The 25,221-nt window shown below is 59.6% G+C and carries 26 protein-coding genes; 16 read left to right on the top strand and 10 right to left on the bottom strand.

The genetic code is table 11. The features are described 5' to 3' along the window. Positions 1-12 precede the first annotated feature (12 nt). From lpdA to ACO07N_RS22265, 7 genes are all read left to right on the top strand, one after another. Complete coding sequence (gene lpdA, locus ACO07N_RS22295) at positions 13-1,455, top strand: dihydrolipoyl dehydrogenase (RefSeq protein ID WP_421983129.1); 1,443 nt, start codon at positions 13-15, stop codon at positions 1,453-1,455. A 61-nt stretch (positions 1,456-1,516) separates the two neighbouring features. Beyond that, positions 1,517-1,981: a hypothetical protein gene (locus tag ACO07N_RS22290; RefSeq protein WP_421983128.1), complete on the top strand. Its 465-nt coding sequence runs from the start codon at positions 1,517-1,519 to the stop codon at positions 1,979-1,981. Positions 1,982-1,996: 15 nt separating this feature from the next. Further along, a complete protein-coding gene (locus ACO07N_RS22285; protein ID WP_421983127.1) occupies positions 1,997-2,245 on the top strand; it encodes a GlsB/YeaQ/YmgE family stress response membrane protein in 249 nt (82 codons plus the stop codon). A 48-nt stretch (positions 2,246-2,293) separates the two neighbouring features. Further along, complete coding sequence (locus ACO07N_RS22280) at positions 2,294-2,533, top strand: GlsB/YeaQ/YmgE family stress response membrane protein (RefSeq protein ID WP_306144076.1); 240 nt, start codon at positions 2,294-2,296, stop codon at positions 2,531-2,533. Positions 2,534-2,625: 92 nt separating this feature from the next. Next, the gene (locus tag ACO07N_RS22275; protein ID WP_421983126.1) at positions 2,626-3,420 is read left to right on the top strand and encodes a thioesterase family protein; all 795 of its coding nucleotides are present in this window, start codon (positions 2,626-2,628) and stop codon (positions 3,418-3,420) included. Between the two features lie 56 nt (positions 3,421-3,476). Continuing rightward, entirely contained in the window at positions 3,477-4,451 is a 975-nt protein-coding gene (gene lipA / locus ACO07N_RS22270; RefSeq protein WP_421983125.1) for a lipoyl synthase, read from the top strand. A gap of 19 nt (positions 4,452-4,470) precedes the next feature. Further along, positions 4,471-4,923, top strand: a complete 453-nt coding sequence (locus tag ACO07N_RS22265; RefSeq protein WP_421983124.1) for a type II toxin-antitoxin system RatA family toxin — start codon at positions 4,471-4,473, stop codon at positions 4,921-4,923. A gap of 22 nt (positions 4,924-4,945) precedes the next feature. Here the strand turns inward: ACO07N_RS22265 and ACO07N_RS22260 are convergent, their stop codons facing one another. The 5 genes from ACO07N_RS22260 to ACO07N_RS22240 all read right to left on the bottom strand — a co-directional run bounded on the left by ACO07N_RS22260 (position 4,946) and on the right by ACO07N_RS22240 (position 8,479). Next, positions 4,946-5,380 carry a hypothetical protein gene (locus tag ACO07N_RS22260; RefSeq protein WP_421983123.1) on the bottom strand — a complete coding sequence of 145 codons (435 nt, stop codon included), beginning with the start codon at positions 5,378-5,380 and terminating at the stop codon, positions 4,946-4,948. Between the two features lie 95 nt (positions 5,381-5,475). Next, positions 5,476-5,952 (bottom strand): hypothetical protein, encoded by a 477-nt coding sequence (locus ACO07N_RS22255; RefSeq protein ID WP_421983122.1) that lies wholly within the window; start codon positions 5,950-5,952, stop codon positions 5,476-5,478. A gap of 195 nt (positions 5,953-6,147) precedes the next feature. Further along, the gene (locus ACO07N_RS22250; protein WP_421983121.1) at positions 6,148-6,612 is read right to left on the bottom strand and encodes a hypothetical protein; all 465 of its coding nucleotides are present in this window, start codon (positions 6,610-6,612) and stop codon (positions 6,148-6,150) included. Between the two features lie 81 nt (positions 6,613-6,693). After that, positions 6,694-7,218: a CinA family protein gene (locus tag ACO07N_RS22245; protein ID WP_421983120.1), complete on the bottom strand. Its 525-nt coding sequence runs from the start codon at positions 7,216-7,218 to the stop codon at positions 6,694-6,696. 7 nt (positions 7,219-7,225) lie between these two features. Next, positions 7,226-8,479, bottom strand: coding sequence for a bifunctional 2-C-methyl-D-erythritol 4-phosphate cytidylyltransferase/2-C-methyl-D-erythritol 2,4-cyclodiphosphate synthase (locus ACO07N_RS22240; RefSeq protein WP_421983119.1), 1,254 nt, complete (start codon positions 8,477-8,479; stop codon positions 7,226-7,228). Between the two features lie 135 nt (positions 8,480-8,614). Between ACO07N_RS22240 and dusB the strand changes: the two genes are divergently transcribed. The 9 genes from dusB to hflX all read left to right on the top strand — a co-directional run bounded on the left by dusB (position 8,615) and on the right by hflX (position 20,320). After that, on the top strand, positions 8,615-9,652 hold the full coding sequence (gene dusB, locus ACO07N_RS22235; protein WP_421983118.1) for a tRNA dihydrouridine synthase DusB: 1,038 nt from the start codon (positions 8,615-8,617) through the stop codon (positions 9,650-9,652). Positions 9,653-9,684: 32 nt separating this feature from the next. After that, positions 9,685-10,800, top strand: a complete 1,116-nt coding sequence (locus ACO07N_RS22230; protein ID WP_421984477.1) for a two-component system sensor histidine kinase NtrB — start codon at positions 9,685-9,687, stop codon at positions 10,798-10,800. A gap of 2 nt (positions 10,801-10,802) precedes the next feature. After that, positions 10,803-12,242 carry a nitrogen regulation protein NR(I) gene (gene ntrC, locus ACO07N_RS22225; RefSeq protein ID WP_319382246.1) on the top strand — a complete coding sequence of 480 codons (1,440 nt, stop codon included), beginning with the start codon at positions 10,803-10,805 and terminating at the stop codon, positions 12,240-12,242. Between the two features lie 204 nt (positions 12,243-12,446). Next, the gene (locus ACO07N_RS22220) at positions 12,447-14,711 is read left to right on the top strand and encodes an ATP-binding protein (protein WP_421983117.1); all 2,265 of its coding nucleotides are present in this window, start codon (positions 12,447-12,449) and stop codon (positions 14,709-14,711) included. After that, positions 14,701-16,068: a sigma-54-dependent transcriptional regulator gene (locus ACO07N_RS22215; protein ID WP_421983116.1), complete on the top strand. Its 1,368-nt coding sequence runs from the start codon at positions 14,701-14,703 to the stop codon at positions 16,066-16,068. Before ACO07N_RS22220 ends, ACO07N_RS22215 begins: the two co-directional genes overlap by 11 nt. A 48-nt stretch (positions 16,069-16,116) precedes the next feature. After that, positions 16,117-17,493: a Trk system potassium transporter TrkA gene (trkA, locus tag ACO07N_RS22210; RefSeq protein WP_421983115.1), complete on the top strand. Its 1,377-nt coding sequence runs from the start codon at positions 16,117-16,119 to the stop codon at positions 17,491-17,493. 102 nt (positions 17,494-17,595) lie between these two features. Continuing rightward, entirely contained in the window at positions 17,596-18,459 is an 864-nt protein-coding gene (locus ACO07N_RS22205; RefSeq protein ID WP_421983114.1) for a D-amino-acid transaminase, read from the top strand. Between the two features lie 190 nt (positions 18,460-18,649). Continuing rightward, complete coding sequence (hfq, locus tag ACO07N_RS22200) at positions 18,650-18,907, top strand: RNA chaperone Hfq (protein WP_172670818.1); 258 nt, start codon at positions 18,650-18,652, stop codon at positions 18,905-18,907. A 120-nt stretch (positions 18,908-19,027) separates the two neighbouring features. Further along, complete coding sequence (gene hflX, locus ACO07N_RS22195; RefSeq protein WP_421984476.1) at positions 19,028-20,320, top strand: GTPase HflX; 1,293 nt, start codon at positions 19,028-19,030, stop codon at positions 20,318-20,320. A gap of 192 nt (positions 20,321-20,512) precedes the next feature. On the opposite strand, the gene mazG is transcribed toward hflX, so the two are convergent. From mazG to ACO07N_RS22170, 5 genes are all read right to left on the bottom strand, one after another. After that, the gene (gene mazG, locus ACO07N_RS22190; RefSeq protein WP_421983113.1) at positions 20,513-21,352 is read right to left on the bottom strand and encodes a nucleoside triphosphate pyrophosphohydrolase; all 840 of its coding nucleotides are present in this window, start codon (positions 21,350-21,352) and stop codon (positions 20,513-20,515) included. A gap of 543 nt (positions 21,353-21,895) precedes the next feature. After that, the gene (locus ACO07N_RS22185; protein WP_421983112.1) at positions 21,896-23,041 is read right to left on the bottom strand and encodes an ABC transporter permease; all 1,146 of its coding nucleotides are present in this window, start codon (positions 23,039-23,041) and stop codon (positions 21,896-21,898) included. After that, the gene (locus ACO07N_RS22180; RefSeq protein WP_421983111.1) at positions 23,038-23,964 is read right to left on the bottom strand and encodes an ABC transporter permease; all 927 of its coding nucleotides are present in this window, start codon (positions 23,962-23,964) and stop codon (positions 23,038-23,040) included. Before ACO07N_RS22180 ends, ACO07N_RS22185 begins: the two co-directional genes overlap by 4 nt. After that, complete coding sequence (locus ACO07N_RS22175) at positions 23,961-24,440, bottom strand: GNAT family N-acetyltransferase (RefSeq protein ID WP_421983110.1); 480 nt, start codon at positions 24,438-24,440, stop codon at positions 23,961-23,963. The genes ACO07N_RS22180 and ACO07N_RS22175 overlap by 4 nt, the downstream gene beginning before the upstream one ends. Continuing rightward, positions 24,430-25,221 (bottom strand): ABC transporter ATP-binding protein, encoded by a 792-nt coding sequence (locus ACO07N_RS22170; RefSeq protein ID WP_421984475.1) that lies wholly within the window; start codon positions 25,219-25,221, stop codon positions 24,430-24,432. Before ACO07N_RS22170 ends, ACO07N_RS22175 begins: the two co-directional genes overlap by 11 nt.

Here is a 25,221-nt window from a genome sequence, read left to right as displayed (position 1 = left end):
GGGAAGAACACCATGGCTGATACCAACTACGATGTGATCATCATCGGCTCCGGGCCGGGTGGTTACGTGACCGCAATCCGTGCCGCGCAGCTCGGTTTCAAGACCGCGATCGTCGAACGCGAGCACATGGGAGGCATCTGCCTCAACTGGGGCTGTATCCCGACCAAGGCGCTTTTGCGGTCCGCCGAAATCTACCACTACATGCAGCATGCCAAGAACTACGGCCTGTCCGCCGAGAAGATCTCGTTCGATCCGGCAGCCGTTGTCAGCCGGTCCCGCGGCGTATCCGGGCAGCTTGCCGGCGGCGTCGGCTTCCTGATGAAGAAGAACAAGGTCGACATCATCTGGGGCGAGGGCAAGGTGACCAAGGCCGGCGAGGTCACCGTTTCGAAGACCTCCAAGAAGGCGATGGAACCCCAGCACCCCGCGCCGAAAGGCACGAAGGGCGAGGGCGTCTACAAGGCGAAGCACATCATCGTGGCGACCGGTGCGCGTCCGCGCGTCATTCCGGGCATCGAGCCGGACGGGAAGGACATCTGGACCTATTTCGAGGCCATGGTGCCCCCGTCCATGCCCAAGTCCCTGATCGTGATGGGATCGGGTGCGATCGGTATCGAGTTTGCCTCGTTCTACAAGACCATGGGCGCAGATGTGACGGTCATCGAGATGATGCCGACCATCATGCCGGTCGAGGATCCCGAAATTTCCGCGCTTGCCAAGAAGCAGATGGAAAAACAGGGCATCAAGTTCCTGCTTGAAGCCAAGGTTTCCCAGGTCAAGAAAAGCGCCAAAGGTGTCACGGCGACCGTGGAGACCAAAGACGGCAAGAAGCAGGACCTGACAGCCGAAAAGCTGATTTCGGCAGTCGGTGTCGTCGGCAACATCGAAAATCTCGGTCTCGAGGAACTGGGTGTCAAAACCGACCGCGGCTGTGTGGTGATCGATGGCTATGGCCGCACCAGTGTCCCGGGCATCTATGCCATCGGCGATGTCGCCGGGCCGCCGATGCTCGCGCACAAGGCGGAACACGAAGGTGTCATCTGCGTTGAAAAGATCGCCGGCAAGGATGTTCACGCAATGGACAAGTCGATGATCCCGGGATGCACCTACTGTCATCCCCAGGTCGCGTCCGTCGGTCTGACCGAGCCGAAAGCCAAGGAAGCCGGCTACGACATCAAGGTCGGGCGCTTCCCGTTCATCGGGAACGGCAAGGCGATTGCGCTCGGTGAGCCGGATGGGCTCATCAAGACGATCTTCGATGCCAAGACAGGGCAGCTCCTGGGAGCGCATATGGTCGGCGCCGAGGTGACCGAACTGATCCAGGGCTATGTTGTCGCCATGAACCTGGAGACAACGGAAGAAGACCTCATGCACACGGTTTTCCCGCATCCGACGCTCTCGGAAATGATGAAGGAGTCGGTGCTCGATGCCTATGGACGCGTGCTGAACATGTAGTCCGGCCATCCGGCGGCCCCGTGTCCGTGCGGGGTCCCCACGTCGAGCGGAGGCGTCACCCGTGTTTGCCTATCTCCTGGATGGATTGAGGTATGTCTGCCGGGAAGGGAGCTGGTCGCTCAGGCCGCACGAGGCAAAGATCCTCGATGCGGCCGTTGGGTGGCTGCCGCCGGACCAGGCCGACCGCGCCCGCCGGCAGCTTTCGCGGCGATTTTTCATCGAAAGGCAGGCAGAGGGACGCATTCCCTGTTTCCGCTACTATCGACCACATGCGGAGGACCTTCTGGACGCACCGTTCCGCACCGGGACACATTTCATCAATGTGACGCTTGAGGCTCCAAAGCGGAAACTGACAGCCAAATGCGTGTTGCATGAGGGGATCGTGTTCGGTCTCGAGCTGTCCAAACCGGCCCGTTTTTTCGCCGGCAGCGCCCTTGAGGTCGTCACGGTGAGTTGTGATACGACCGGGTTCAGCTACACTGAGGTCCTGGACCGGGCGGAACACGGTTCCGGTGCGAATGACTGACGTGGGAGGGTTGTCATGGAAACAGAAGCAATTCTGATCTGGGTTGCGATCGGCATCATCGCAGGCTGGCTCGCCAGCATCCTGGTCGGTGGCGGTGGCTTGATACGCTACCTGATTACCGGGATCATCGGTGCGTTTGTCGGCGGGTTCATTTTCAAATTCGTCGGGATCAACATCGACCTTGGCAACGCCTATCTGAACGAAATCCTCGTAGCCGCAATTGGCGCTGTCGTTGTCGTATTGATTGCACGAATCCTCGCCTGATTTTGCGCCACATAGATTGCCCGAACGAATGTCTGAGAAGGAACAGGAATGGGGCTGATAATATCCGCCATAATTGGTCTGATCGCCGGTGCCGTCGCCCATCGTGTCCTCAACAGCCGGGGCGGCTTTCTCGGCAGTCTCGTCGTTGGCCTGATCGGTGCGCTTCTCGGCGGAGAGCTGGCATCGATACTCAATCTGAACCTGGCGGGCGGTGTCATCGACCGTCTGATCGTCGCCATCGTCGGCGCGATCCTGTTTCTTTTTATCTGGAAGAAGGTCTTCAAGTGAATGCCGCACATGTCCGGTCGGCCGCGGCATCGCGGCAGCTTCCCTGATCCTTGCGTGGGGACAGACCGATTGACGGGGAGCATGAGCAATTGATGGAAAGACAGCTGGAAACGCCGGACTACAGGCTTGCCACATACGGGACACTTGCCCCCGGGCGTGCGAACCATGCGCAACTCGCCGATATTCCCGGCCGCTGGCGCGAGGGAAGCGTGCGGGGCCGGCTTGTTCAGTCGGGCTGGGGAGCCGCGCTCGGTTTTCCCGGACTGGTGCTTGATCCCGAGGGCCAGACCATCGAGGTTCTCGTATTTGAATCTTCCGAGCTGGTCGAGCACTGGGACCGGCTGGATGCCTTCGAAGGCGAAGGATATGAGCGCATAGAGACACTGGTGCGTACGGAAGCAGGCGACGTCCCCGCCTATATCTACGTCGTTTCGGACAAACCGCCACAGTCGTCAAAAAAGGGCACCGAACCGGACATAAGCGTCTTTCCGCTGATCACGACCGACAAGCTGCGATATGCGGACACAGACCGGCAGGGACATGTCAACAATGCGGTGTTCAACACCTTTCTGGAAACGGGCAGGGTCGAGCTGCTGTTCGGTGACGAGCTGATGTGTGAAGGGGCGTCATTCGTGATCGCACGGCTCGAGCTCGACTTCCTGTCGGAGATCAACTGGCCCGGGGACGTTCAGATCGGTACCGCGGTCAAGGAAATCGGCCGCAGTTCCTTCAAGCTCATTCAGCGTGTCTATCAGGATGGACGTCCGGCCGCCCAGGCAATGACCGTGATTGTCCAGATGGACGATGCGACGCGAAAATCCCTGCCGCTGTCGGAAACGGCACGCCAGAGGTTTTCCGAATTGTTAAGGCCTGCGCTCAGCACATAGCTGACGCAGCGCCGATATGTCTTGACCTTTCATAGGAATAACGACACTTAGGTCCCATGGTTACGATCGTAGACACGCTCAATCGCCCGCAGGAAAAATCCGATGTGCGCCCGCGCCATCCGGAGAAGGAACACCGTCCGGACAATCCGGTGCAGCGCAAGCCGAAATGGATACGCGTGAAGGCGCCGACGTCACCGGTCTACCGCGAAACCCAGAACGTGGTGCGCGAGAACAACCTGGTGACCGTCTGTGAAGAGGCCGGATGTCCGAACATCGGCGAGTGCTGGTCCAAAAAACACGCCAGTTTCATGATCCTCGGCGATACCTGCACGCGCGCCTGTGCCTTCTGCAACGTCAGAACGGGGATGCCGGGGCCGGTTGATCCGAAGGAGCCGCAGGGTGTCGCGGACGCCGTTGCGACCATGGGACTGGAACACGTGGTCATCACGTCGGTGGACCGGGACGATCTCGACGACGGGGGCGCCCGGCACTTTGCGGATGTGATCGCAGCGATCCGGAAGACCTCTCCGTCGACCACGGTGGAGGTCCTGACACCAGACTTTCTCAGGAAAGACGGTGCGCTTGAGATCGTGGTCGAAGCAAAGCCGGATGTGTTCAATCACAACCTGGAAACCGTTCCGTCCAAGTATCTCACGGTCCGGCCCGGTGCCCGCTATTTCCATTCCATCCGCCTGCTTCAAAAGGCAAAGGAGCTTGATGCGGAAATGTTCACCAAGTCCGGCATCATGGTCGGCCTGGGCGAGGTCCGCAACGAGGTTCTGCAGCTCATGGACGATCTGCGGGCAGCCGATGTGGATTTCCTGACGGTTGGCCAGTACCTGCAGCCTTCCAAGAAACACCATCCGGTGATGTCTTTCGTGACGCCGGAGGAGTTCAAGGGCTATGAGCGGATCGCCTATGCAAAGGGCTTTCTGAAGGTTTCCGCAAGTCCGCTGACACGGTCTTCCCATCACGCGGGCGAAGACTTTGCAGACTTGCGTGCAGCACGAAAAGCCAAGCTTGGTCATTGAACGGACGCAGAAACGCCGCATGCCGAGTTTTTCTTCAACGCACAAAGTCAATCACAAGGCGGACGACATGTTCCGTCTCGTCGCTGACGTTGAAAAGTATCCCCAGTTCGTTCCGCTCTGCCAGGACCTTCACGTGCGGGGCAGAAAGCAGCTCGACGGCGGCCGGACGGTTCTCGTCGCAGACATGACGGTGGCTTACAAGCTGTTCAAGGAAACGTTCACGAGCCGGGTTGAATTGCGGCCCGACGATCAGGTGATCCTTGTCGAGTACCTGGATGGCCCGTTCAAGCATCTCGAAAACAAGTGGACGTTCGAGGAGGCCGGGGAAGGGGCGTGCAATGTCGGTTTCTTCATCACCTACGAGTTCAAGAGCCGCACGCTCGGGTCTCTGATGGGTGTGATGTTCGACAAGGCGTTCCGGAAATTCTCCAGTGCCTTCGAAGCACGCGCGGACGACGTCTACGGCGTTTAGAGCATCGGACGATAAGTCTGCGTCACTTGTATTGCTTGAAGGCGTCCCGGATCGTGCGCAGACGGCTCGACTTCATGTCGAGCGGCTCGTTTTCCGCCCGTATCTTTGCGACTTCCTTCTCCGAGAGACCCAGTTCGTCCAGTGTTACGAAGGCATCATTGTCCTTGCAGACGATGGTGCGGCTCTTGCCGTCATTTTCCTCAAGGACAAGCGTACGGCCTGCCGCGTTCTCTTCTTCTGTCCAGATGACGGTACCCGCAGATACCCAGAAGACTCGATCACAGTAGCTGGCCTGATGGTAACCATCCTTGGGCTCGGTCAGGATCTCGTGAAAACCCGTGAATTCGCCGTTCGAATGTTCCGACCGGATATAGAAGTCGTTCTGGGCGTAAACCGCCGTTGCGCAGCAGGTACCCGTCAGCGCACAAATCGCCAGACAAGTGAAAGAGCGCTTCATGTGTGTGCTCCTCTCCCGAACCAAGGTTCGCCCCACCACATGAGTTTTAGGCCATTTTGTTTACCCGTCCGTTACCGAATTGGTAACGATTCGACTCATTCTTCATGAAACGATTTGGCCGCCTTGTCCTTACCCTGCGACATGAAGGCATCCCGGATTGCAGCAAATCGGTTGGCCTTGTCGACGGAGGCTCCGCCATTTTGAACGACAACCCGGGGGTCGTCGGAAATGCCGAGCCCCTCCAGTGTCACCTGTTCCTCGGGATGGTCGCAAATCGGCCGCCAGCCCTTGCCCCAGTTGAATTCGACCCGCACCTTGTAGCTGTTTTCCACTTCAAGCTGGGTCCAGGCGACCGTGGCGTATCTTACCCAGTAGGACCGGTTGCAGTATTCGACCTCAACGAGGCCCTCGGCCGGTCTGTTGTAGATCCGGTGCGAGCCGCGAAAGTTCCGGCCGTCATCCCTGGAAATGATGTAGGTGTCGCCAACCTTGGGGATTTCGCCCTGCGCGCCTGCATGTGTCGATGAAATGAGGAGAAAGCCGATCGTGAGTATGATTTTCTGAAATTGCATTGTCTGTTGTCCCTGCCGCGAAGCCGCTTGCGTGTCGGTAAGTCCAGCGAAATTTTAAGCGTTTGTTCTCAGGGTAGGGGGCGAAGTTCACTATCGGATTGAAAGCCGCACGGGTGTTTTATTAAAAATTTAAGCGCTCGTAAAACGCGCATTCATTCAAGACTTCACCTGCGTGTTCCAAGCGGCCTAGGCCGGTCACATGCCGAGGCCACTCTTGGAGTCCTCAAACACACTGGTCCGGAACATGGCGCCGATCGTCGCCAGCCGGCTCGCAGTCGAGGGGGCTGTCGATACGCCGGCCAAAACTTCTCTCGCGTCCAGGGAAACTCCGATATCGGCAAGCGTGACCTCGCGCTCTGGATTGGCGCAAATCGGACGCCATCCCTTGCCGAAGTTGAATTCCACATGAACGACGTGGCCGAACTCCGCCTCCAGCTCTGTCCAGGCGACGGAGCTGTCACGTACGAAATACTCACGTCCGCAGTATGTGACCTGCTTCGTTTCGTCGCTTTCCTCCTTGAACAGTTTGTGGCTGCCAAGGAACTTGCCGGCATGATCTCTCGAAATCAGGTAGTAGTCGCCAGGCTTCGGCAGAGAGTCCGCATGCGAAGCGGTGGCGGCACAAAGCGCGGCAAGACATGTCGCGAGACGTAAATTCATTTGTGAAAACAACCGATGTTCAACCCAACGTAAGTCATACGGGCAAATGCCATCCAACGCCAGCGCGAACACATTCGATCGTTAATGAGATTTTGCCGCCTTGAGTGCATTTAGAACTGACGTTAGGGCAGTCTTCACGGTCTCAAGTCGTATGGATTGACGGCCGTGATCGGCGAACCAGCAGTGAAAATGCTGTGTCGGACTGCCGGTGGCTGCAACCGCTATGTGGACCGTGCCGACAGGCTTGTGCTCGGACCCGCCGCCAGGTCCCGCGATACCGGTGACCGAGACCGAGATATCGCCGTTCGAACGCGCCAGCGCGCCTTCAGCCATGGCGATTGCTACATCCTTGCTGACCGCACCCTCACGCGCGATGAGGCTCGCCGGAACCCCGACAAGGTCTGTCTTCGCCTCGTTCGAATAGGTCACGAACCCCCGGTCCACCGCCACCGACGAGCCTGCAATCTCCGTAAGGGCGGCACAAATCAGACCGCCGGTGCACGATTCGGCCGTAGCGATCATTTTGCCCTGGTCCTTCAGTTCTTCCAGAACCTCCCGGGTCAGGGGGGCAAGGTCATCGAGATTTGCCGGACGATTATCCTTCATTGTCTATTCACTCGTCTTCTGGAAGCGGCAGACGAACCGTCACGCTCGCAAGTGCCGCGATGCCTTCCCTGCGCCCGGTGAAGCCGAGCCGCTCGGATGTCGTTGCCTTGACGGACACCCGTGAGACCGGAACATCACAGATCTCGGCGATTGTCTGTCTGATGCTTTCCCGGTGCGGGCCGATCCTGGGTTCTTCACAGACGATGGTGACGTCGATATGGGCAAGCCGTCCGCCAAGCTTCGTCAACCGATCGATCGCATCGCATTGGAACCGATCCGAGGAAGCGCCTTTCCACTCGGGATCACTTGGCGGAAAATGGCTGCCGATGTCACCGTCACCGATCGCACCAAGCGTGGCATCCGTAATCGCATGTAACACAACATCCGCGTCGGAGTGCCCCTTGAGTTTCCTGTCGTGGGGAATGGTTGCGCCGCCAAGTACAATGGCCTCTCCGGGTTCAAACGCATGAACGTCGTATCCGATGCCGGTTCGGACATCCAACAACTCTGACAGCCGCGGGCGTGTGCGGGTTTCCTGCTTCATCGGAATTTGTTTCACCTGTCCTTCAGCGCGCGCCAGATCCTGCCGCGTGGTGATCTTGAAATTTGCCGGATCGCCGTCGCTCAGTTCTACAGTCATGCCGGCCCATTCGGCCAGACCGGTATCGTCGGTAAAGTCATGCCGGCCGTCTTCGGCGGCGTTCACATGGGCTGCCAGGATCGCCCCGAACGGAAAAGCCTGCGGTGTCTGCGCTGCCCACAAGCTGCTTCGATCGACCGTCTGCATTCGCCCGTCTGCGTTGCCGCACCGTTTCAGCGTGTCGACAACCGGAACAGCCGCGAGCACGCCCTCCGCACCCTCGTCCAATCTTGCAAGAATGCCGTCAATCACCGTTTCGGAGACGAAGGGGCGCGCAGCATCGTGAATGAGCACGTAGTCGCAGCTGGCGCCCTCAAGCGCCTTCAAACCGGCCAGCACGGACTGTTGCCGGGTGTCGCCGCCGATCGCCGTCATCAGTTCCTTGCCATCAACTCCAGAGCGCGCTGCAGCGACAGCCTCACCATAAAGCATGGTGTCATCTGCATGTATGACCGTCAGAATTTTTGCGATTCGAGGATGATTCAGGAAGACGTCCAGTGTATGAGACAGGATCGGACGTCCGGCAATCGTCTTGTATTGCTTCGGCTGGCGATTGTCCGGGTCCGAAAGGCGCGTTCCACGTCCTGCCGCGACGATCAATGCGGCGGCCGTTTTGTTCATTGTTGTCTCCTCGAAGGCAATTGAAGCGAAAAACGCTGACGGCCATTAACGATGAACCGTATCAATAAGCAAATTTAGACTTGTTGCGATGCGCAAATTGGCTACAATATAGGCAATTGGCGTTTTGCACAGGTAATGAGCAGAAAAGAGAACTGTGTGTCGATAGTCTCGAACACTCTTTCCATAGGACCGCATACACTTTCCAACCGGGCCGTTCTGGCTCCCATGTCGGGTGTCACCGATCTGCCGTTTCGCCGGCTGGCCGCCCGGTTCGGCGCCGGTATGGTCGTCAGTGAAATGGTCGCCAGCGAAACCTTCGTGAAAGGGGACGCGGAAACGCAGATGCGCGCCGAGGCCCAGGAGAGCGGGTTGCACGTGGTGCAACTGGCTGGCAGGGAAGCCCGCTGGATGGGCGAGGCGGCGAAGGTCATTGCCGGTCTTGGTGCTGATGTAATCGATATCAACATGGGGTGCCCGGCAAAGAAGGTCACGTCCGGTTATTCCGGCTCCGCATTGATGCGGGATCTGGATCATGCCCTGACCCTGATTGATGCAACGGTGGCCGCGGTCGATATTCCGGTCACGGTCAAGATGCGCCTCGGCTGGGACGACACGTCCCTGAATGCCGCAGACCTGGCGCGCAGGGCCGAAAACGCCGGCGTTCGGCTTGTTACGGTTCACGGCAGAACGCGGTGCCAATTCTACAAGGGAACCGCGAACTGGCATGCCATTCGGGACGTGAAGGACGTGATCTCAATTCCGCTGATTGCAAACGGAGACTGCAAGTCCGTCGAGGACGCGGAAACCATGCTGTCCGTGAGCGGGTCCGACGGGATCATGATCGGGCGCGGTGCCTATGGCCGGCCCTGGCTGCCCGGCCACGTGGGACACTATCTGGCAACCGGCGAGCACCTCGAAGCCCCTTCCGGGCAGGCGCTCGCGGATCTTGTCGCCGGACACTACGAGGACATGCTGAGCCACTACGGGGAAATTGCCGGGGTCCGGATCGCCCGAAAACACCTGGGTTGGTATCTCGATGACGCCGTCACCCGCGGGGCAAGCCAATGTCCGGCCAACGAGAGACGGATTCTCATGACATCCAATTCGCCTGCCGAAGTGCTGCGATTGATCATCGACTGGTTCTCAACATCCAACGATCGGATAGCGGCGTGAGCGAAGTGAGTGTTGAAACGGGCCGCATTGCCATGCTCGCGAGTGATGGTCCGACCATTCTCGACGCGCTTCCGCACCCGGTACTGCTCGTGGCGCCCGACGGTGTCATTGAGTCGGCGAACATGGCCGCTGAAATCTTCATGCGGTCCAGCGCGTCCGTCTTGCGGCGGCACCCGATCAGCGATTTCGTGCCCTTCGGCAGTCCGCTGCTCACCCTGATCGAACAGGTGCGCGAACGCGCGGCGCCCGTCAATGAATACAAGGTCGATATCGGGTCACCGCGCATCGGTGCACCGAAGATGGTCGACATCAATGCCGCGCCGGTTTCGGACCGGCCCGGTGCCGTGGTCCTGATGTTTCAGGAACGGACCATGGCGGAGAAAATCGACCGGCAGCTCACCTCCAGGGGGGCGGCGCGCACCGTGACCGGACTTGCAGCGATGCTGGCGCACGAAATCAAGAACCCGCTCTCCGGCATTCGCGGTGCCGCGCAGCTGCTGGAGCAATCCGTGGTCGATGACGACCGCTCGCTGACCCGGCTCATCATGGACGAGACCGACCGGATCGTGAAACTTGTCGATCGGATGGAAGTCTTTTCCGACGAGAGACCGATCGAGCGCGAACCGGTCAACATTCACGTCGTCCTCGACAGGGTGAAAAGTCTTTCCGACAACGGGTTCGCCCGGAACAAGAGGATCGTGGAGATCTACGATCCGTCGCTGCCGCCGGTCTTTGCCAACAAGGACCAGCTCATTCAGGTGTTTCTCAATCTTGTGAAGAACGCGAGCGAGGCGATCGGAGACGACCCCGACGGCGAGATCCGGATCTCGACAGCGTTTCGCCCGGGCGTCCGCCTTTCGGTGCCCGGAACAGAGCAGCGGGTCAGCCTACCGCTCGAATTCTGTGTGCAGGACAACGGTCCGGGCGTTCCCGATGACCTCCTGCCGCATCTTTTCGAACCTTTCATCACGACGAAGACCAACGGGTCCGGCCTGGGCCTGGCGCTCGTTGCAAAGATTATCGGCGATCATGGCGGTGTCATCGAGTGTGACAGCCAGCGCGAGAGAACCATTTTTCGCATCCTAATGCCTGCGTATTCCGGCGAAACGACGCCAGACTCCGACACGGCGAGCGAGGGAACAGAATAACGATGCCGACAGGTACGATCCTTGTTGCAGATGATGACGCGGCGATCCGCACCGTACTCAACCAGGCCCTCTCGAGGGCCGGGTACACGGTCCGGCTGACGTCGAATGCCTCCACGCTCTGGCGGTGGGTTTCATCCGGGGATGGCGATCTCGTCATCACCGACGTCGTGATGCCGGACGAGAATATTTTCGATGTTCTGCCGCGGATGAAAAAGATGCGCCCGGAGTTGCCGGTGCTGGTCATGAGCGCCCAGAACACGTTCATGACGGCGATCAAGGCGTCCGAAAAGGGCGCCTACGAATATCTGCCGAAGCCCTTCGATCTGAAGGAACTCACCAACATCGTGCAGCGGGCGCTCGAGGAGCCCAAGAAAAGACCGGCGCTCGACATCGAAGATGCCGGCGAAGGGATGCCGCTTGTGGGCCGCTCGCCGGCCATGCAGGAAATCTACCGCATTCTTGCGCGGCTGATGCAGACCGATCTGACGGTGATGATCAACGGGGAATCGGGCACGGGCAAGGAACTCGTCGCGCGCGCATTGCATGACTACGGAAAGAGACGGAACGGCCCGTTCGTCGCCATCAACATGGCGGCCATTCCGCGGGACCTGATCGAGGCCGAGCTGTTCGGTCATGAGAAGGGAGCCTTTACCGGCGCGCAAAACCGGAGTTCGGGCCGGTTCGAGCAGGCTGACGGCGGCACGCTGTTTCTCGACGAGATCGGCGATATGCCGATGGAGGCACAGACACGGTTGCTGCGCGTCTTGCAGCAGGGTGAATACACCACCGTCGGTGGACGGACACCGATCAAGACGGACGTGCGCATTGTTGCCGCGACCAACAAGGATCTGCGCCACCTGATCAACCAGGGTCTGTTCCGGGAAGATCTCTATTTCAGGCTCAACGTGGTTCCGATCCGGTTGCCGCCGCTGCGTGAACGCGTCGAGGACATCCCGGACCTGGTGCGGCACTTCTTCTCGCTCGTGGAGAAGGAGGGTCTGCAGGCAAAACAGATCGACGTCGGAGCGCTCAACATGCTGCGGCGCTACCGCTGGCCGGGCAATGTGCGCGAGCTTGAAAACCTCGTGCGGCGCCTGGCGGCGCTTTATCCGCAGGACGTGATCAGTGAGAGTCTTCTCGACCAGGAACTGAGCCAGCCCAGCGCCGTTTCGAGTTCCGAGGAAGTGAGTGAGAATGTCAATCTGGGGGGCTCGGTCGAGAAATACCTTTCGGGCTATTTCGACACTTTCGGCGAGGCCCTTCCGCCTCCCGGTCTCTATCACCGCATCCTGCGGGAGGTGGAATACCCGCTCATCAGCGCCGCTTTGGCCGCAACACGCGGCAATCAGATCAAGGCGGCCGAGCTTCTCGGGGTGAACCGGAACACCCTGCGCAAGAAGATCAGGGATCTCGATATCCAGGTGATGCGCTCCGCCAGGTGAGCGCATTCAGCACATCCTTGTTGATTTCAAGCCGTCCGGGGCGCTGAGTTTTCCGGAAAACCGACCGTGGCCTCAAGATCTTCCACTGCAAAATGACGGCGGGGCACAGGTCTGTCGCAATTTCGCAACATTGTGTGATAAGTTTGCAGCGAATGTTTTGGCAAGCCGCAATTATTCCGTGGTTTGCAGTGTTTTAGAGGCTGCATGATACTGGAGACAGTTCAGCAATCCGTGGTGCAATCCAGCGCTTCGGGCAAGCTTTGGCGGCGTGCCGGGCTTGCCGTCATGGTGGTTGCGCTGATCTCGATTGCGATCACGTTCGTCATTCTCATGGGTTTGACATCCGTCGATCCCACCCGAGAGGTCATCATGACGGCGATGGCCATCAACGGTGCGTTGGCGGCCGTTCTGCTGGGTGTGGTTTCCGTTGAAATCTACAAGCTCTGGCAGGCGCGCCGGCGTGGTCGGGCGGCTGCACGACTGCATGTCCGAGTCGTTGCCCTGTTCAGCCTTGTTGCCGCCGTTCCGGCCGTCATGATGGCAATTCTGGCGGCCGTAACGCTCGACCGGGGGCTGGATCGATGGTTCGAGGACCGCACCAGGCAGATCATCGACAATGCCCTGACTGTTGCGCAGGCCTATTTGCAGGAACATGCGCGCGTCCTCAGGGGCGACCTGATCGCCATGACAAAAGACATCGACCGGGCAAAGGCAATCTATGAATTCGAACCGACACGGTTTGATCAGTTCTTTGCGACACAGGTATCGCTACGCGGTATTCTCGGCGCAATGATCCTCGATGAGAACGGCGACGTGGTCACGCGGGTCATTCTCGATCCGAACGCGCAGATACCGCTTCCGCCCGCGGACAGTTTCTTCAAGGCCCAGTCGGGCGATCCCATCCTGATCGCACCGGGGAGTTCGAATCTCGTCGGCGGCGTTATGAAGCTCTCGGCATACGACAATTTCTACCTCTACGCCGTTCGTGTGATCGATCCGCGGGTGGTCGAGTACCTGCGCCTGGCGGAAACCGGAGCGTCGCAGTACCAGCAGATGGAAAACAGCCGTTTTGGCGTCCAGGTTGCGTTCGCGCTGGTCTATCTCGGGGTTGCGCTTATCCTGCTGTTGTCGGCGATCTGGATCGGCTTCGGTTTCGCAAACCGTCTTGTTTCTCCGATCCGGGTGCTGATATCGGCCGCCGACGAGGTGTCCAAGGGGAACCTTGCGGTCAAGGTGCAGACGGAGAAATCCGGTGGTGACCTGACCAATCTCGGACTGACGTTCAACAAGATGACCGGACAGCTTCTCGGCCAGCGGGACGCCCTGCTTGCCGCCAACGAGCAGATCGACCGGCGGCGCAGGTTCAACGAGGCGGTCCTGTCCGGGGTGTCGACCGGCGTGATCGGTGTTGACGACGAGGCGTCGATCATGCTGATCAACCGCTCCGCGCTCGAACTGCTGCAGCTCGATGAGGTTCAGATCCTCAACAGGCCGCTGACGGAGGTCGTTCCCGAGCTTGCCGAATGCATAGACGGCGCTCTTGAAAACAGTACGGAAAAACTGCCCGAAACGCAGATCGAGGTGACGCGGAACGGACGGCTGCGGACGCTGAACGTGCGCATAACCAGCGAGCAGTCGACGCGGCGCGAGCATGGCTTCGTGGTGACGCTGGATGACATAACCGATCTCGTCTCGGCGCAGCGGAATTCCGCCTGGGCCGATGTCGCGCGCCGGATCGCCCACGAGATCAAGAACCCGCTGACCCCGATCCAGCTGTCGGCGGAACGCATTCGCCGCCGCTACGGCAAGCGCATCGAAGAAGACCGGGAGGTCTTCGACCAGTGCATTGACACCATTGTCCGGCAGGTGGGCGATATCGGGCAGATGGTCGATGAATTCTCCTCCTTTGCCCGCATGCGCAAGCCCAACAAGATCAGCTCCGATCTCCGCGAAGCGGTGAGGGATGCAGCCTTCATGCAATCGGTCGCCAATCCGGAAATTTCGGTCACCGCCGATGTTCCCGAGACCGCGGTGACCGCCGTCTTCGATCCGCGTCTCGTCGGACAGGCGTTCACGAACGTGGTCAAGAATGCGACCGAGGCCGTTGCCGCCCGGGCCGGCGACGACTTGCCGAAAGGACAGGTTCTTGTCCGTTTGCGCGGAGAATCCGACGAAACGCCGGGACGGATCGTCGTCGACGTGATCGACAATGGTGTCGGGCTGCCTGAGGAAAACCGCAGCCGATTGCTGGAGCCTTACATGACGACGCGGGAGAAGGGCACGGGCCTGGGCCTGGCGATTGTCCGGAAGATTATGGAAGACCACGGCGGTGGCGTCGAATTGCTGGACGCCCCGAAATCAACCCCTGATGCAACAGGCACTCTGGTGCGGCTCACTCTGGCAGCTTCTGCCGAGGCCGAAACGGAGAGCGACGAACAAGAGCAAGCAGTGACAGCTCATGGCGCATGATATTCTAGTTGTAGATGACGAAACCGATATCCGGGAGATGATTGCAGGCATCCTGGACGACGATGGCTACGGGACTCGGACGGCACATGATTCCGACAGTGCGCTCGCGGCCGTCAAGGAGCGCAAACCTTCTTTGGTGATCCTGGACATCTGGCTGCAGGGGAGCCGGCTGGACGGCCTGGCGCTGCTTGACGTTCTGAAGGAAACCGATCCCGACCTGCCGGTGGTGATCATCTCCGGTCACGGCAATATCGAAACGGCCGTGTCCGCGATCAAGCGCGGTGCCTATGACTACATCGAAAAACCGTTCAAGGCCGACCGGCTCGTTCATATCGTCGAGCGGGCGCTCGAGGCGTCCAGCCTGAAGCGCGAGATCCGGGATCTCAAGCAACGCAGCGGCGAGACCAGCGAAATCATCGGCGGTTCCTCGGCCGCACACAACCTTCGGCAGACTATCCAGAAGATTTCCGGAACGAACAGCCGGATCCTGATTGTCGGCCCGTCCGGTGCCGGCAAGGAACGGGCGGCGCGGATGATCCACGACCAGTCCCCCCGGATGAAGAGCCCCTTCGTCGTCCTGAACGCCGCCACCATCACGCCAGCGCGCATGGAGGAGGAGCTTTTCGGCATCGAGGATGAAAACGGCAATCTTCGGAAGATTGGCGCACTGGAGGAAGCGCACGGGGGCACGCTCTATCTCGACGAAGTCGCGGACATGCCGGCCGAGACGCAGGGAAAGATCCTCAGGGTGCTCGTCGAGCAGAGTTTTGCGCGGGTCGGCGGGACGCAGAAAGTCCAGGTCGACATCCGGATCCTGTCTTCCACGTCCAAGAACCTCGAGGAACATATTGCCTCCGGTCTCTTCCGCCAGGACCTCTACCACCGGCTCAGCGTGGTGCCGCTCAGGGTGCCGGGACTTGCGGAACGGCGTGAGGACATACCGGTGCTGGTGCATCATTTCATGGAACAGATTTCGGCTGCATCGGGGATTCCGCTCCGCCCGATCGGAGACGATGCGATGGCGGTGCTGCAAACCCATGACTGGCCCGGGAACGTTCGGCAGTTGCGCAACAACGTCGAGCGGCTGATGATCCTGAGCCGGGGTGAACCCGACAGCACGATTACCGCGGACCTGCTGCCGGCGGAGATCGGGGAGACACTGCCGAACCTGCCGACGTCCGGAACGGGCGAGCATCTGATGTCGGTGCCTCTGCGCGAAGCACGCGAGATCTTCGAGCGGGAATACCTGCAGGCCCAGATAAAGCGATTTGACGGCAACATCTCGAGGACGGCAGAATTCGTCGGCATGGAACGGTCCGCCTTGCACCGCAAACTGAAAACACTTGGAATGACCTGAAAACGGTAACGTCCATCAACGAAAAGCGAATCGGGAAAGAGTCTTTCCATGAAAATCGTCATTTGTGGCGCCGGTCAGGTCGGATACGGGATCGCAGAGCGTCTTGCCGCGGAGCAGAACGACGTTTCGGTCATCGATTCTTCACCGCAGCTGATCAACGCGATCGGCGATCATCTCGATGTGCGCGGCTTTGTCGGCCATGGTGCGCATCCGGACGTTCTGGCGCAGGCGGGCGCCGAGGAAGCCGACATGATCGTCGCAGTGACACTCTACGACGAAGTGAACATGGTTGCCTGCCAGGTTGCGCATTCCCTTTTCAACGTCCCGACGAAGGTCGCGCGTATTCGCGCGCAATCCTACCTGCAGGGCCGCTGGCGCAATCTGTTCTCGCGCGACAACATGCCGATCGACGTGATCATCTCGCCGGAGATCGAGGTCGGCGAGATGGTGCTCCGGCGCCTTGCATTGCCCGGAGCCGTCGAGACCGTCCGTTTCGCGGACGATCATGTGGTTGTGGTCGGCATCATGTGCGAAGAGGACTGTCCGGTGGTCGACACGCCGCTCAGGCAGCTGACGGAACTGTTTCCGGACCTCGGAGCCGTCGTCGTCGGGCTTTACCGGAACAACCGGCTGTTCGTGCCCAAGAGCAGCGACAGCATTCTGACCGGCGACCTTGCTTACGTCGTGGCGCGGCGCGACCAGGTCCGCAGGACATTGAGCATCTTCGGACACGAGGAGCCGGAGGCCGCCAAGGTCGTGATCGCAGGAGGCGGCAATATCGGGCTCTATGTCGCCAAGGCGCTTGAGCAACGTCAGAGCGGAACGAAGATCAAGCTGATCGAGGCGTCCCGCGAACGGGCCATGTCGGTCGCCGACGAACTCAAGCGGTCGGTCATCCTGCATGGCAGTGCGCTCGACCAGATTATCCTGAATGAGGCCGATGCGGGCGATGCCGACACGATGGTCGCCCTTACCAACGAGGACGAGGTCAATATCCTGTCGTCCGTGATGGCCAAGAAGCTCGGATGCCGGCGCTCGCTGTCGCTTCTGAACAATCCGAGTTATCCGGCCTTTGCCAATGCGCTGGGGATCGACGCGTTCATCAATCCGCGGGCCGTCACGATTTCAAGGATACTCCAGCATGTGCGCCGTGGCCGGATACGCGGGGTTCATTCGCTTCAGAACGGTGCGGCGGAGATCGTGGAAGCCGAGGCCCTCGATACATCACCGCTGGTCGGCAAGCCGCTACGGGTCATCGATCTGCCGTCCGGAATTCGCGTCGGTGCCGTCTTCAGGGGAGGCGAGGTGCTTACTCCGAACGGAGAACTTCAGATCCAGGCGCAGGACCGTATCGTCATCTTTGCCGTTGCCAATCGTGTCCGGCAGGTCGAGCAGATGTTCCGCGTGAGTCTCGATTTCTTTTAGGCGAATTGCCGCTATTCTGAGCTTGCAATTATCTGACCGAACGTTCAAAAATGTTCCGAAGGCCGTCTGGCTGGATGTGTTTTTGCTTGTTTTGGAGTGTTCATGAGCCGGATTGCTTATGTCAACGGTCAGTACGTTCGTCATGGCGACGCAGCGGTGCATGTGGAAGACCGCGGCTATCAGTTTGCAGACGGTGTTTACGAGGTATGTGAAGTCTGGCACGGCAAGATTGTCGACATGCCGAGACACCTCGACCGGCTGGGCCGGTCCTTGAGCGAGCTCCAGATCGACTGGCCCATGAGCCGGAGCGCGGTTGAATTCGTGTTGCGCCAGGTTGTCCGCAGAAATCTCGTCAAGAACGGGCTGGTCTACATCCAGGTCACGCGCGGTGTGGCCAAACGGGATCATTTTTTCCCGCCAGAGGACGTTGCCCCGTCGATCGTGGTGACCGCAAAGTCAACCAATCCGGCCGCTGCTGAAGCCCAGGCGGAAAAGGGCATCTCCGTTGTCAGTTACCCGGAGAACCGCTGGCCGCGCGTCGATATCAAGACCGTTGCGCTGCTACCCAACGTGCTGGCGAAACAGCACGCCAAGGAAAACGGCGGCAAGGAAGCCTGGTACATCGACGGCGACGGCAATGTCACGGAAGGCGGTTCCACCAATGCCTGGATCGTGACAAAGGACGGGGCGCTGGTGACGCGACCGGCCGAGAACGGTATTCTCCGCGGGATCACGCGGGCGGTGGTACTTGACCTTGTCGAAAGGGAAGGGCTGACGTTCGAAGAACGGCCCTTCAGTCTCGAAGAGGCCTTCGAGGCCAAGGAAGCATTTGTTACCGCTGCGTCAACACTTGTGATGCCTGTGACACGTGTCGATGGCAGAATTGTCGGCAATGGTCATCCGGGTTCTGTTGCATTGCGATTGCGTGAACTGTTCCATACTGCTACTGATTTGCAGACGGCATGACTCAATTGGTCTTGTCTAGGTGTATAAATACGACGTAAAAGGGGCTGAGGCAGACAGCTCTTTGAGTGGGCGAAACAAAACGCGGGCAGAACTTCAAACCTTAACGTTTGAAATTCAATAGCTTTTGACGGTAAGCTGCCGACAAAGCCGGATGCTCGGCCGCATCCGGGGGTAAAACAGGATAAAAACACTGATGGCTGAGCGCGCACAAAATCTCCAAGACACTTTCCTCAACCACGTTCGCAAACAAAAAACTCCCCTGACAATTTTTCTCATCAACGGTGTGAAATTGCAGGGTGTCGTGACCTGGTTCGACAATTTTTGCGTCCTGTTGCGCCGCGACGGGCACTCCCAGCTCGTCTATAAACACGCGATTTCCACAATTATGCCAAACGGCCCTGTTCAACTGTTCGATCAGGCTGAGGAAAACGCTGAAAAGGCTGGCTGATTGAAACCTAAGTCTCGCGCAGACGATTTTTCGAAATCAAACGGACCCGAAGAACCGGGACATAAAACGCTCAGAATAAAAGACACTGGGGTGGATCGCCTGCCTCAGCCCTTCCGTGCGATGATTATCGAGCCGGTGCTGCAACTTCGCGGTGATGCCGGACAGCAAGATCTGCGCGGCAATCGAAGCCCCGAGGCGCGTCTCGAAGAAGCGATCGGGCTGAGCGCGGCGATCAACCTTCAGATCATTCACTCCGGCGTCGTCAAGGTGAACAATCCCAAGCCGGGAACCCTGTTTGGCGAAGGCAAGGTCTCCGAGCTGGCGGGAGTGGTCGCAAGCGAAGACCTGGATCTCGTCGTCATAGACCATCCCCTGTCGCCCGTGCAGCAGCGAAACCTCGAGCGGCAGCTCAAAACCAAGGTCATCGACAGGACCGGCCTGATCCTTGAGATTTTCGGCGACCGGGCCCGCACCAAGGAAGGCCGCCTGCAGGTCGATCTGGCGCACCTGACCTGGCAGAAGAGCCGTCTTGTGAGGTCCTGGACGCACCTTGAGCGGCAGAGGGGCGGGGCCGGCTTCATGGGCGGTCCGGGCGAGACCCAGATCGAGGCCGACCGCAGGCAGATCCAGGACCGCATCATCGCACTTCAGAAGCAACTGGAAAGCGTTCGCCGCACGCGCAACCTTCATCGGAAGAAACGCAAGAAGATCCCGCAGCCGGTCGTGGCGCTGGTCGGCTACACCAATGCCGGCAAGTCGACGCTGTTCAACCGGCTGACCGAGGCCGATGTCTTCGCCAAGGACCTGCTTTTTGCCACGCTTGACCCGACGCTCCGCAAGGTGACCCTTCCGCACGGCAAGGAGGTGATCCTCTCCGACACGGTGGGGTTCATTTCGGACCTGCCGACGCATCTGGTTGCCGCGTTTCGGGCGACGCTCGAGGAAGTCCTCGAGGCAGACCTGATCCTGCATGTGCGCGACATTTCCCATCCGGACAGCGATGCACAGGCAGAGGACGTGAAGAAAACGCTCGACGAACTGGGTGTCGATGCGTTGACCGGAGCGCCGGTCATCGAGGTCTGGAACAAGATCGACTGCCTGGACGCGGCGTACCGTGAAAAACTGCTTTCTGAAGCCGGAGAGGACGGGCCTGTCGCCGTTTCCGCGCTGACCGGTGCCGGCGTCGAGCAGCTTTCATCCCGGATCGATCAGTTCATCGCCCAGCACGATGACATTCTGAGCGTTCGTCTCCCCGTTGCAGAGGGCGCGCTCCTGGCGAAACTCTACCAGATGTCCGAGGTTCTCAACCGGGTCGACAGCGAGGAAGCGGTGACCGCTGAAGTCCGCGTCTCCGACAAGCAGCGGGGACCGTTCCGCGATCTGTTTGCCGCCTATGTCGAGGCTGACAGCTGACGTACAGCATCAGGCGTCGGCGGAGCCGGCGGCATGGCTGGTATTGCCCGATCGCGTCAGAAAGTAACTGAAAACCGCAGCACCGAAACTTGCCAGCTCAAGGGGACAGCTGCGCTGCAACCAGTGTTGCAACGCGCCGACGCTGCGAAAATAGAAGCATCGGAAAAGCTTCCGTGTTTCAGGTAACTGCTTCTACCGCCTTTCTGCATCCCCTGATTGTTTTGCCGCCTGCCAGGCTGCTTCCATTTCATCGAGGGTCATTGCCAGGAGCGTGGTGCCGTTCCTGTCGGCGTGGTCTTCGATCGCAGAGAACCGGGTCCGGAATTTCCGGTTGGTCCGCCGCAATGCCTCTTCAGGATCTATATCGAGATGCCTCGCGAGATTTGCGAGGGCGAAAAGCGTGTCACCGAGTTCATCGGTGATGCGCGCCTTGTCCGGCGCGCTCCGGGACAGTTCCTCGTCGAGTTCGTGGGTTTCCTCGCGGATCTTGTCGAGCACGAGACGCGCATCGTTCCAGTCGAAGCCGACCTTCGACGCCTTGCGCTGTAGTTTGTCCGCTTCCTGCAGCGCGGGAAAGGCGGTCGGCACCTCGTCCAGAAACCGCCTTTTGTCTTCGCTGAGGCCGTGTGCCTGCCTTTCCGCGAGTTTCTCGGCTTTTTCCTCGGCCTTGATCCGTTCCCAAATCCCCTTGACGTGATCCGCCTTTTCGCCGTTCTCGTCGCCGAAAACATGGGGATGGCGCCGGATCATTTTCTTGGTGACACCCTCGACAACGTCTCCGAAATCGAAATGATCATCTTCCTCGGCCATGCGGGCGTGGTAGACGACCTGCAGAAGCAGGTCGCCCAGTTCCTCGCGCAGGTCCAGCATGTCGTTCTTGGCAATCGCATCGGCAACCTCATAGGCCTCTTCGAGCGTATAGGGCGCGATCGTCTCGAAGGACTGTTCCAGATCCCACGGGCACCCGGTAACGGGCGTGCGCAGCGCGGCCATGATTTCGATGAGGCGGGCAATGTCACGGCTGGGTGTCATGAGGGCGCTTTTCCCGTTTTCGTGTCAGGTCGAACCGGCGGGGTAATGTCTTTCTGAATGCCAGCATTAAGGCACGGCTGCACGGCGCGAAAAACCGAAAATGAGGCTGGGGGACCTCAAAGCACAAGATTTTCGCGCCGGAACTCTTTTGCGCCATGTCGTGGTTTCCATCCCATGTCTCTCCAGTCGATCCGGGCATGGATTGCCGGATCAAGTCCACTGCCGTCCGGCGCCAGATCAGTAACACAGACTTGCTTTCCTGATTTGTCATCCCGGTTTGCCGTGTAAGCGGCAAGACCGGGATCCAGTAGACTCAGTGGGTAGAGATCAAGACAAGAAAGAGAAGCACGTGGTTACTGGGTTCCGGCCTTCCGCTTCGCTTCAGCCGGAATGACAAGTTCATTGACTGAGGACCACCGCATGAAACCCGTGCCGGGTTAAACCGGACATTGATGCATCAAGCCTGCAATGACGTTGGAGATTGCAAGGCTAGGCGTCTCTTGCCACGTTGACCGGAAAACGTCCTCGAAATCGTTGTTGCCGTTACCCCCGTATCGACGGGTGCCAGAAGGTGACGGCCCGTTCCAGCAGGGCGATGACGCCGTAGAACAGCGAGCCCGCCAGGGCGGCAATCGCGATCTCCGCCCAGACCATGTCCACGTTCATGCGTCCGACCTCCGTGGAGATACGGAAGCCCATGCCGACAATCGGTGTGCCGAAGAATTCGGCGACGATGGCGCCGATCAGGGCAAGAGTGGAATTGATCTTCAGGGCGTTGAAGATGAACGGCATGGCCATCGGCAGGCGCAGCTTGAAAAGTGTCTGCCAGTAGTTCGAGGCGTATGTCCGCATGAGATCGCGTTGCATCGCATCGGAAGCGGCCAGTCCAGAGACCGTGTTCACCAGCATCGGGAAGAAGGTCATGATCACGACAACAGCGGCCTTGGAGGGCCAGTCGAAGCCGAACCACATCACCATGATCGGTGCGACGCCGATGATCGGAAGGGCGGAGACAAGGTTGCCGATGGGAAGCAGGCCGCGGCGCAGGAACGGCACGCGATCCACGAGAATGGCGATCAGGAACGCGGAACCGCAGCCCATGGCATAGCCGGCCAGAACCGCCTTCAGGAAAGTCTGCTGAAAGTCCGCCCAGAGGATCGGCACCGATGTCGCCAGACGCACCCAGATTTCGGATGGGGCAGGGAGCAGCACTTTCGGAACGCCCGCGCCGGTGACGATGACTTCCCAAAGGAGCAGGATGGCCATGCCGAAGAGCGCCGGAATGGCAAGATTGACGAGCCGGGCAGCAAGAGGTGAGGCGGTTTTCCAGATGGCCAGTCTTTCGACAAACAGCCAGGACGCCGCCCAGGTGGCCGCCGTCAGTGCCCAGAAGCCGAGGGCTGCCTCGCCTTCGTGGTTGGACGCCACGCTGATGAGCAGCCACGCGGCGATCGCGGTCACGAGCCCGAGGATCAGATCACCGATCCGGTTGCGCATGAAGCCGAGTTCGTAACGGACGGCGGCGATGCCGAGGATCACCAGGCAGATTGACAGACGCGGAACGTCCATCACCCCGAGGTCGGGTTCAAAGATGCGGCTGAAGAGGCCCACGACCACCATCGCAACGATGAACCAGGCGAGGATGGCGGGCATGTCGAAACGCCGTTTCGTGGCTGTTGCCGGTGTCATTGCGCCATCCCCATCCGCTTGAGCGTGACTTTTTCCATGATGCCGATCAGCGCCACGAGCGAGCCGGCCAGAAACGCCGCCACGATCAACGCCGACCAGATCTGGATCGTTTGTCCGTAATAGGACCCCGCCAGCAGGCGCGCGCCCAGTCCGGCAACGGCGCCGGTCGGCAGTTCACCGACGATGGCCCCGACGAGCGAGGCCGCCATGCCGATCTTCATGGAGGTGAAGAGAAAGGGCACCGCGTAGGGCAGGCGCAGCTTCCAGAAGGCCTGCACCCGCGTTGCGGAGTAGGTGTGCATCAGGTCCATGTGGATGACTTCCGGCGATCTCAGGCCCTTCACCATGCCGACGGTGACCGGAAAGAACGACAGGTAGGTGGAGATCATGGCCTTGGGCAAGAGCCCGGAGATGCCGATCGCATTGAGGACCACTATGATCATCGGGGCAATCGCCAGTATCGGAATCGTCTGGGAGGAAATGATCCAGGGCATCAGGGACTTGTCGAGAACGCGGGAATGCACGATGCCGACGGCAAGCAGAATGCCCAGCGTCGTACCGATCAGGAAGCCGAGCAAGGTCGAGGAGAGGGTGATGCTGCTGTGATAGACCAGCGAGCGCTTGGAGGTGATCTTCTTTTCGACCGTGGTGTTCCAGATCTCGATGACGACCTGGTGCGGTGCCGGCAGAACAGGCCGCTCCTGGGCCCAGGTATCGGCGATGAGCTGGCTGAACTGGACGTGTTCCTGCCCGGCGCGCTCGTACATTTCCTGCTGGAACGGCGTGTTGAGCGCGGCTGCGGCGATGTACCAGATCGCCAGGATCGCGAGGACAACCACCGTCACCGGTCCGACCGTGCCGGACATGAGCCCGGCAAACGGGCTGAGATTGGTGCGGGGCGAGGTGAGGGCGGTGTCGGTCATGCGGCCGCTCCTTCCGATTGCCAGCAATAGAGGATGTCCGGCAGGTTTTCCTCGTTGTCGCCGTTTGTCCGGCGCTGTTCGGAAAAGCCTTCACGCTCATAGAACTTCCGGGCACCGGTGTTGGCCACGAAGGTCCAGAGACTGAGACCAGACGGATATGCCTGTTTGATATGGTTCAGCAACTGAAGGCCGAGGCCTCTCTGCCGGGCCTCCGGAGCGAGATAAAATCCGGTGACGACGGCATCGGAGCTTGTTGCGGCAAACCCACAGACCTCGTTGTCATCGCGCTCCGCAACCAGAACATCGCGGTTTTCGTGAACGAAGTCAGTATGATACCGAACGACGTCCTGATGTGAGTGGACACGTGGCATCCAGGGTGTTTCATCGATCCAGTCGTTCAGGATCTCGCCGCACCTTGTCATGTCGCTGCGGTTTGCGCTGCGGATCTCATACCTTTCAGCGGGCTCAATCCTCATAGGAATGCCCCGCACGCAAGCCGTCGCGGACGCGGTGCGCAATCTTGAGGAATTCCGGGGATTCACGGATATCGAGGTTGCGGTCGCGCGGAAGGTCGCTCTCGATAACATCATAGATGCGGCCCGGGCGCGGGCAGAGCACGACGATCTTGGTGGAGAGAAACACGGCTTCCGGAATGGAGTGGGTGACGAAGACAACCGTCTTGTTGGTCTTGGCCCAGAGCTGAAGCAGCTGTTCGTTGAGGTGATCGCGGACGATCTCGTCCAGCGCGCCGAAGGGCTCGTCCATCAGGAGAAGATCCGGCTCAACCGCCAGGGCGCGAGCGATGGACGCGCGCTGCTGCATGCCGCCGGAGAGCTGCCATGGATATTTCTGCTCGAAACCGGAGAGGTTCACCAGGTCCATGTTCCGTGCGATCCGCTCCTGCTGCTCGGCCCGGGACAGCCCCATTATTTCCAGTGGCAGGGCGACGTTCTTGGCAATCGAGCGCCAGGGATAGAGCGCGGCCGCCTGGAAGACATAGCCGTAGGCCCGGTTGAGGCGCGCCTCGTGCGGTGACACGCCATTGACGGTGATCGTGCCTGCCGTGGGCTGTTCCAGGTCGGCTATGACGCGCAGGAGCGTCGTCTTTCCGCAGCCGGACGGGCCGATAAAGGACACGAAGTCGCCTTCGTCGATCTTCAGATCGATATCGGACAGCGCATGAACCGGGCCGTCATTGGTCTGGAAGGTGAGCGACAGCTTGTCGATGTCGATAACCCGCTTGTCCTGTTCCTTCAT

Origin of the sequence: Roseibium sp. (genome assembly GCF_965229775.1) — a bacterium.
Lineage (GTDB): Bacteria > Pseudomonadota > Alphaproteobacteria > Rhizobiales > Stappiaceae > Roseibium.
The sequence above is the reverse complement of the archived record's forward strand: the minus strand, read 5'-3'. Positions and strand labels throughout refer to the sequence as shown.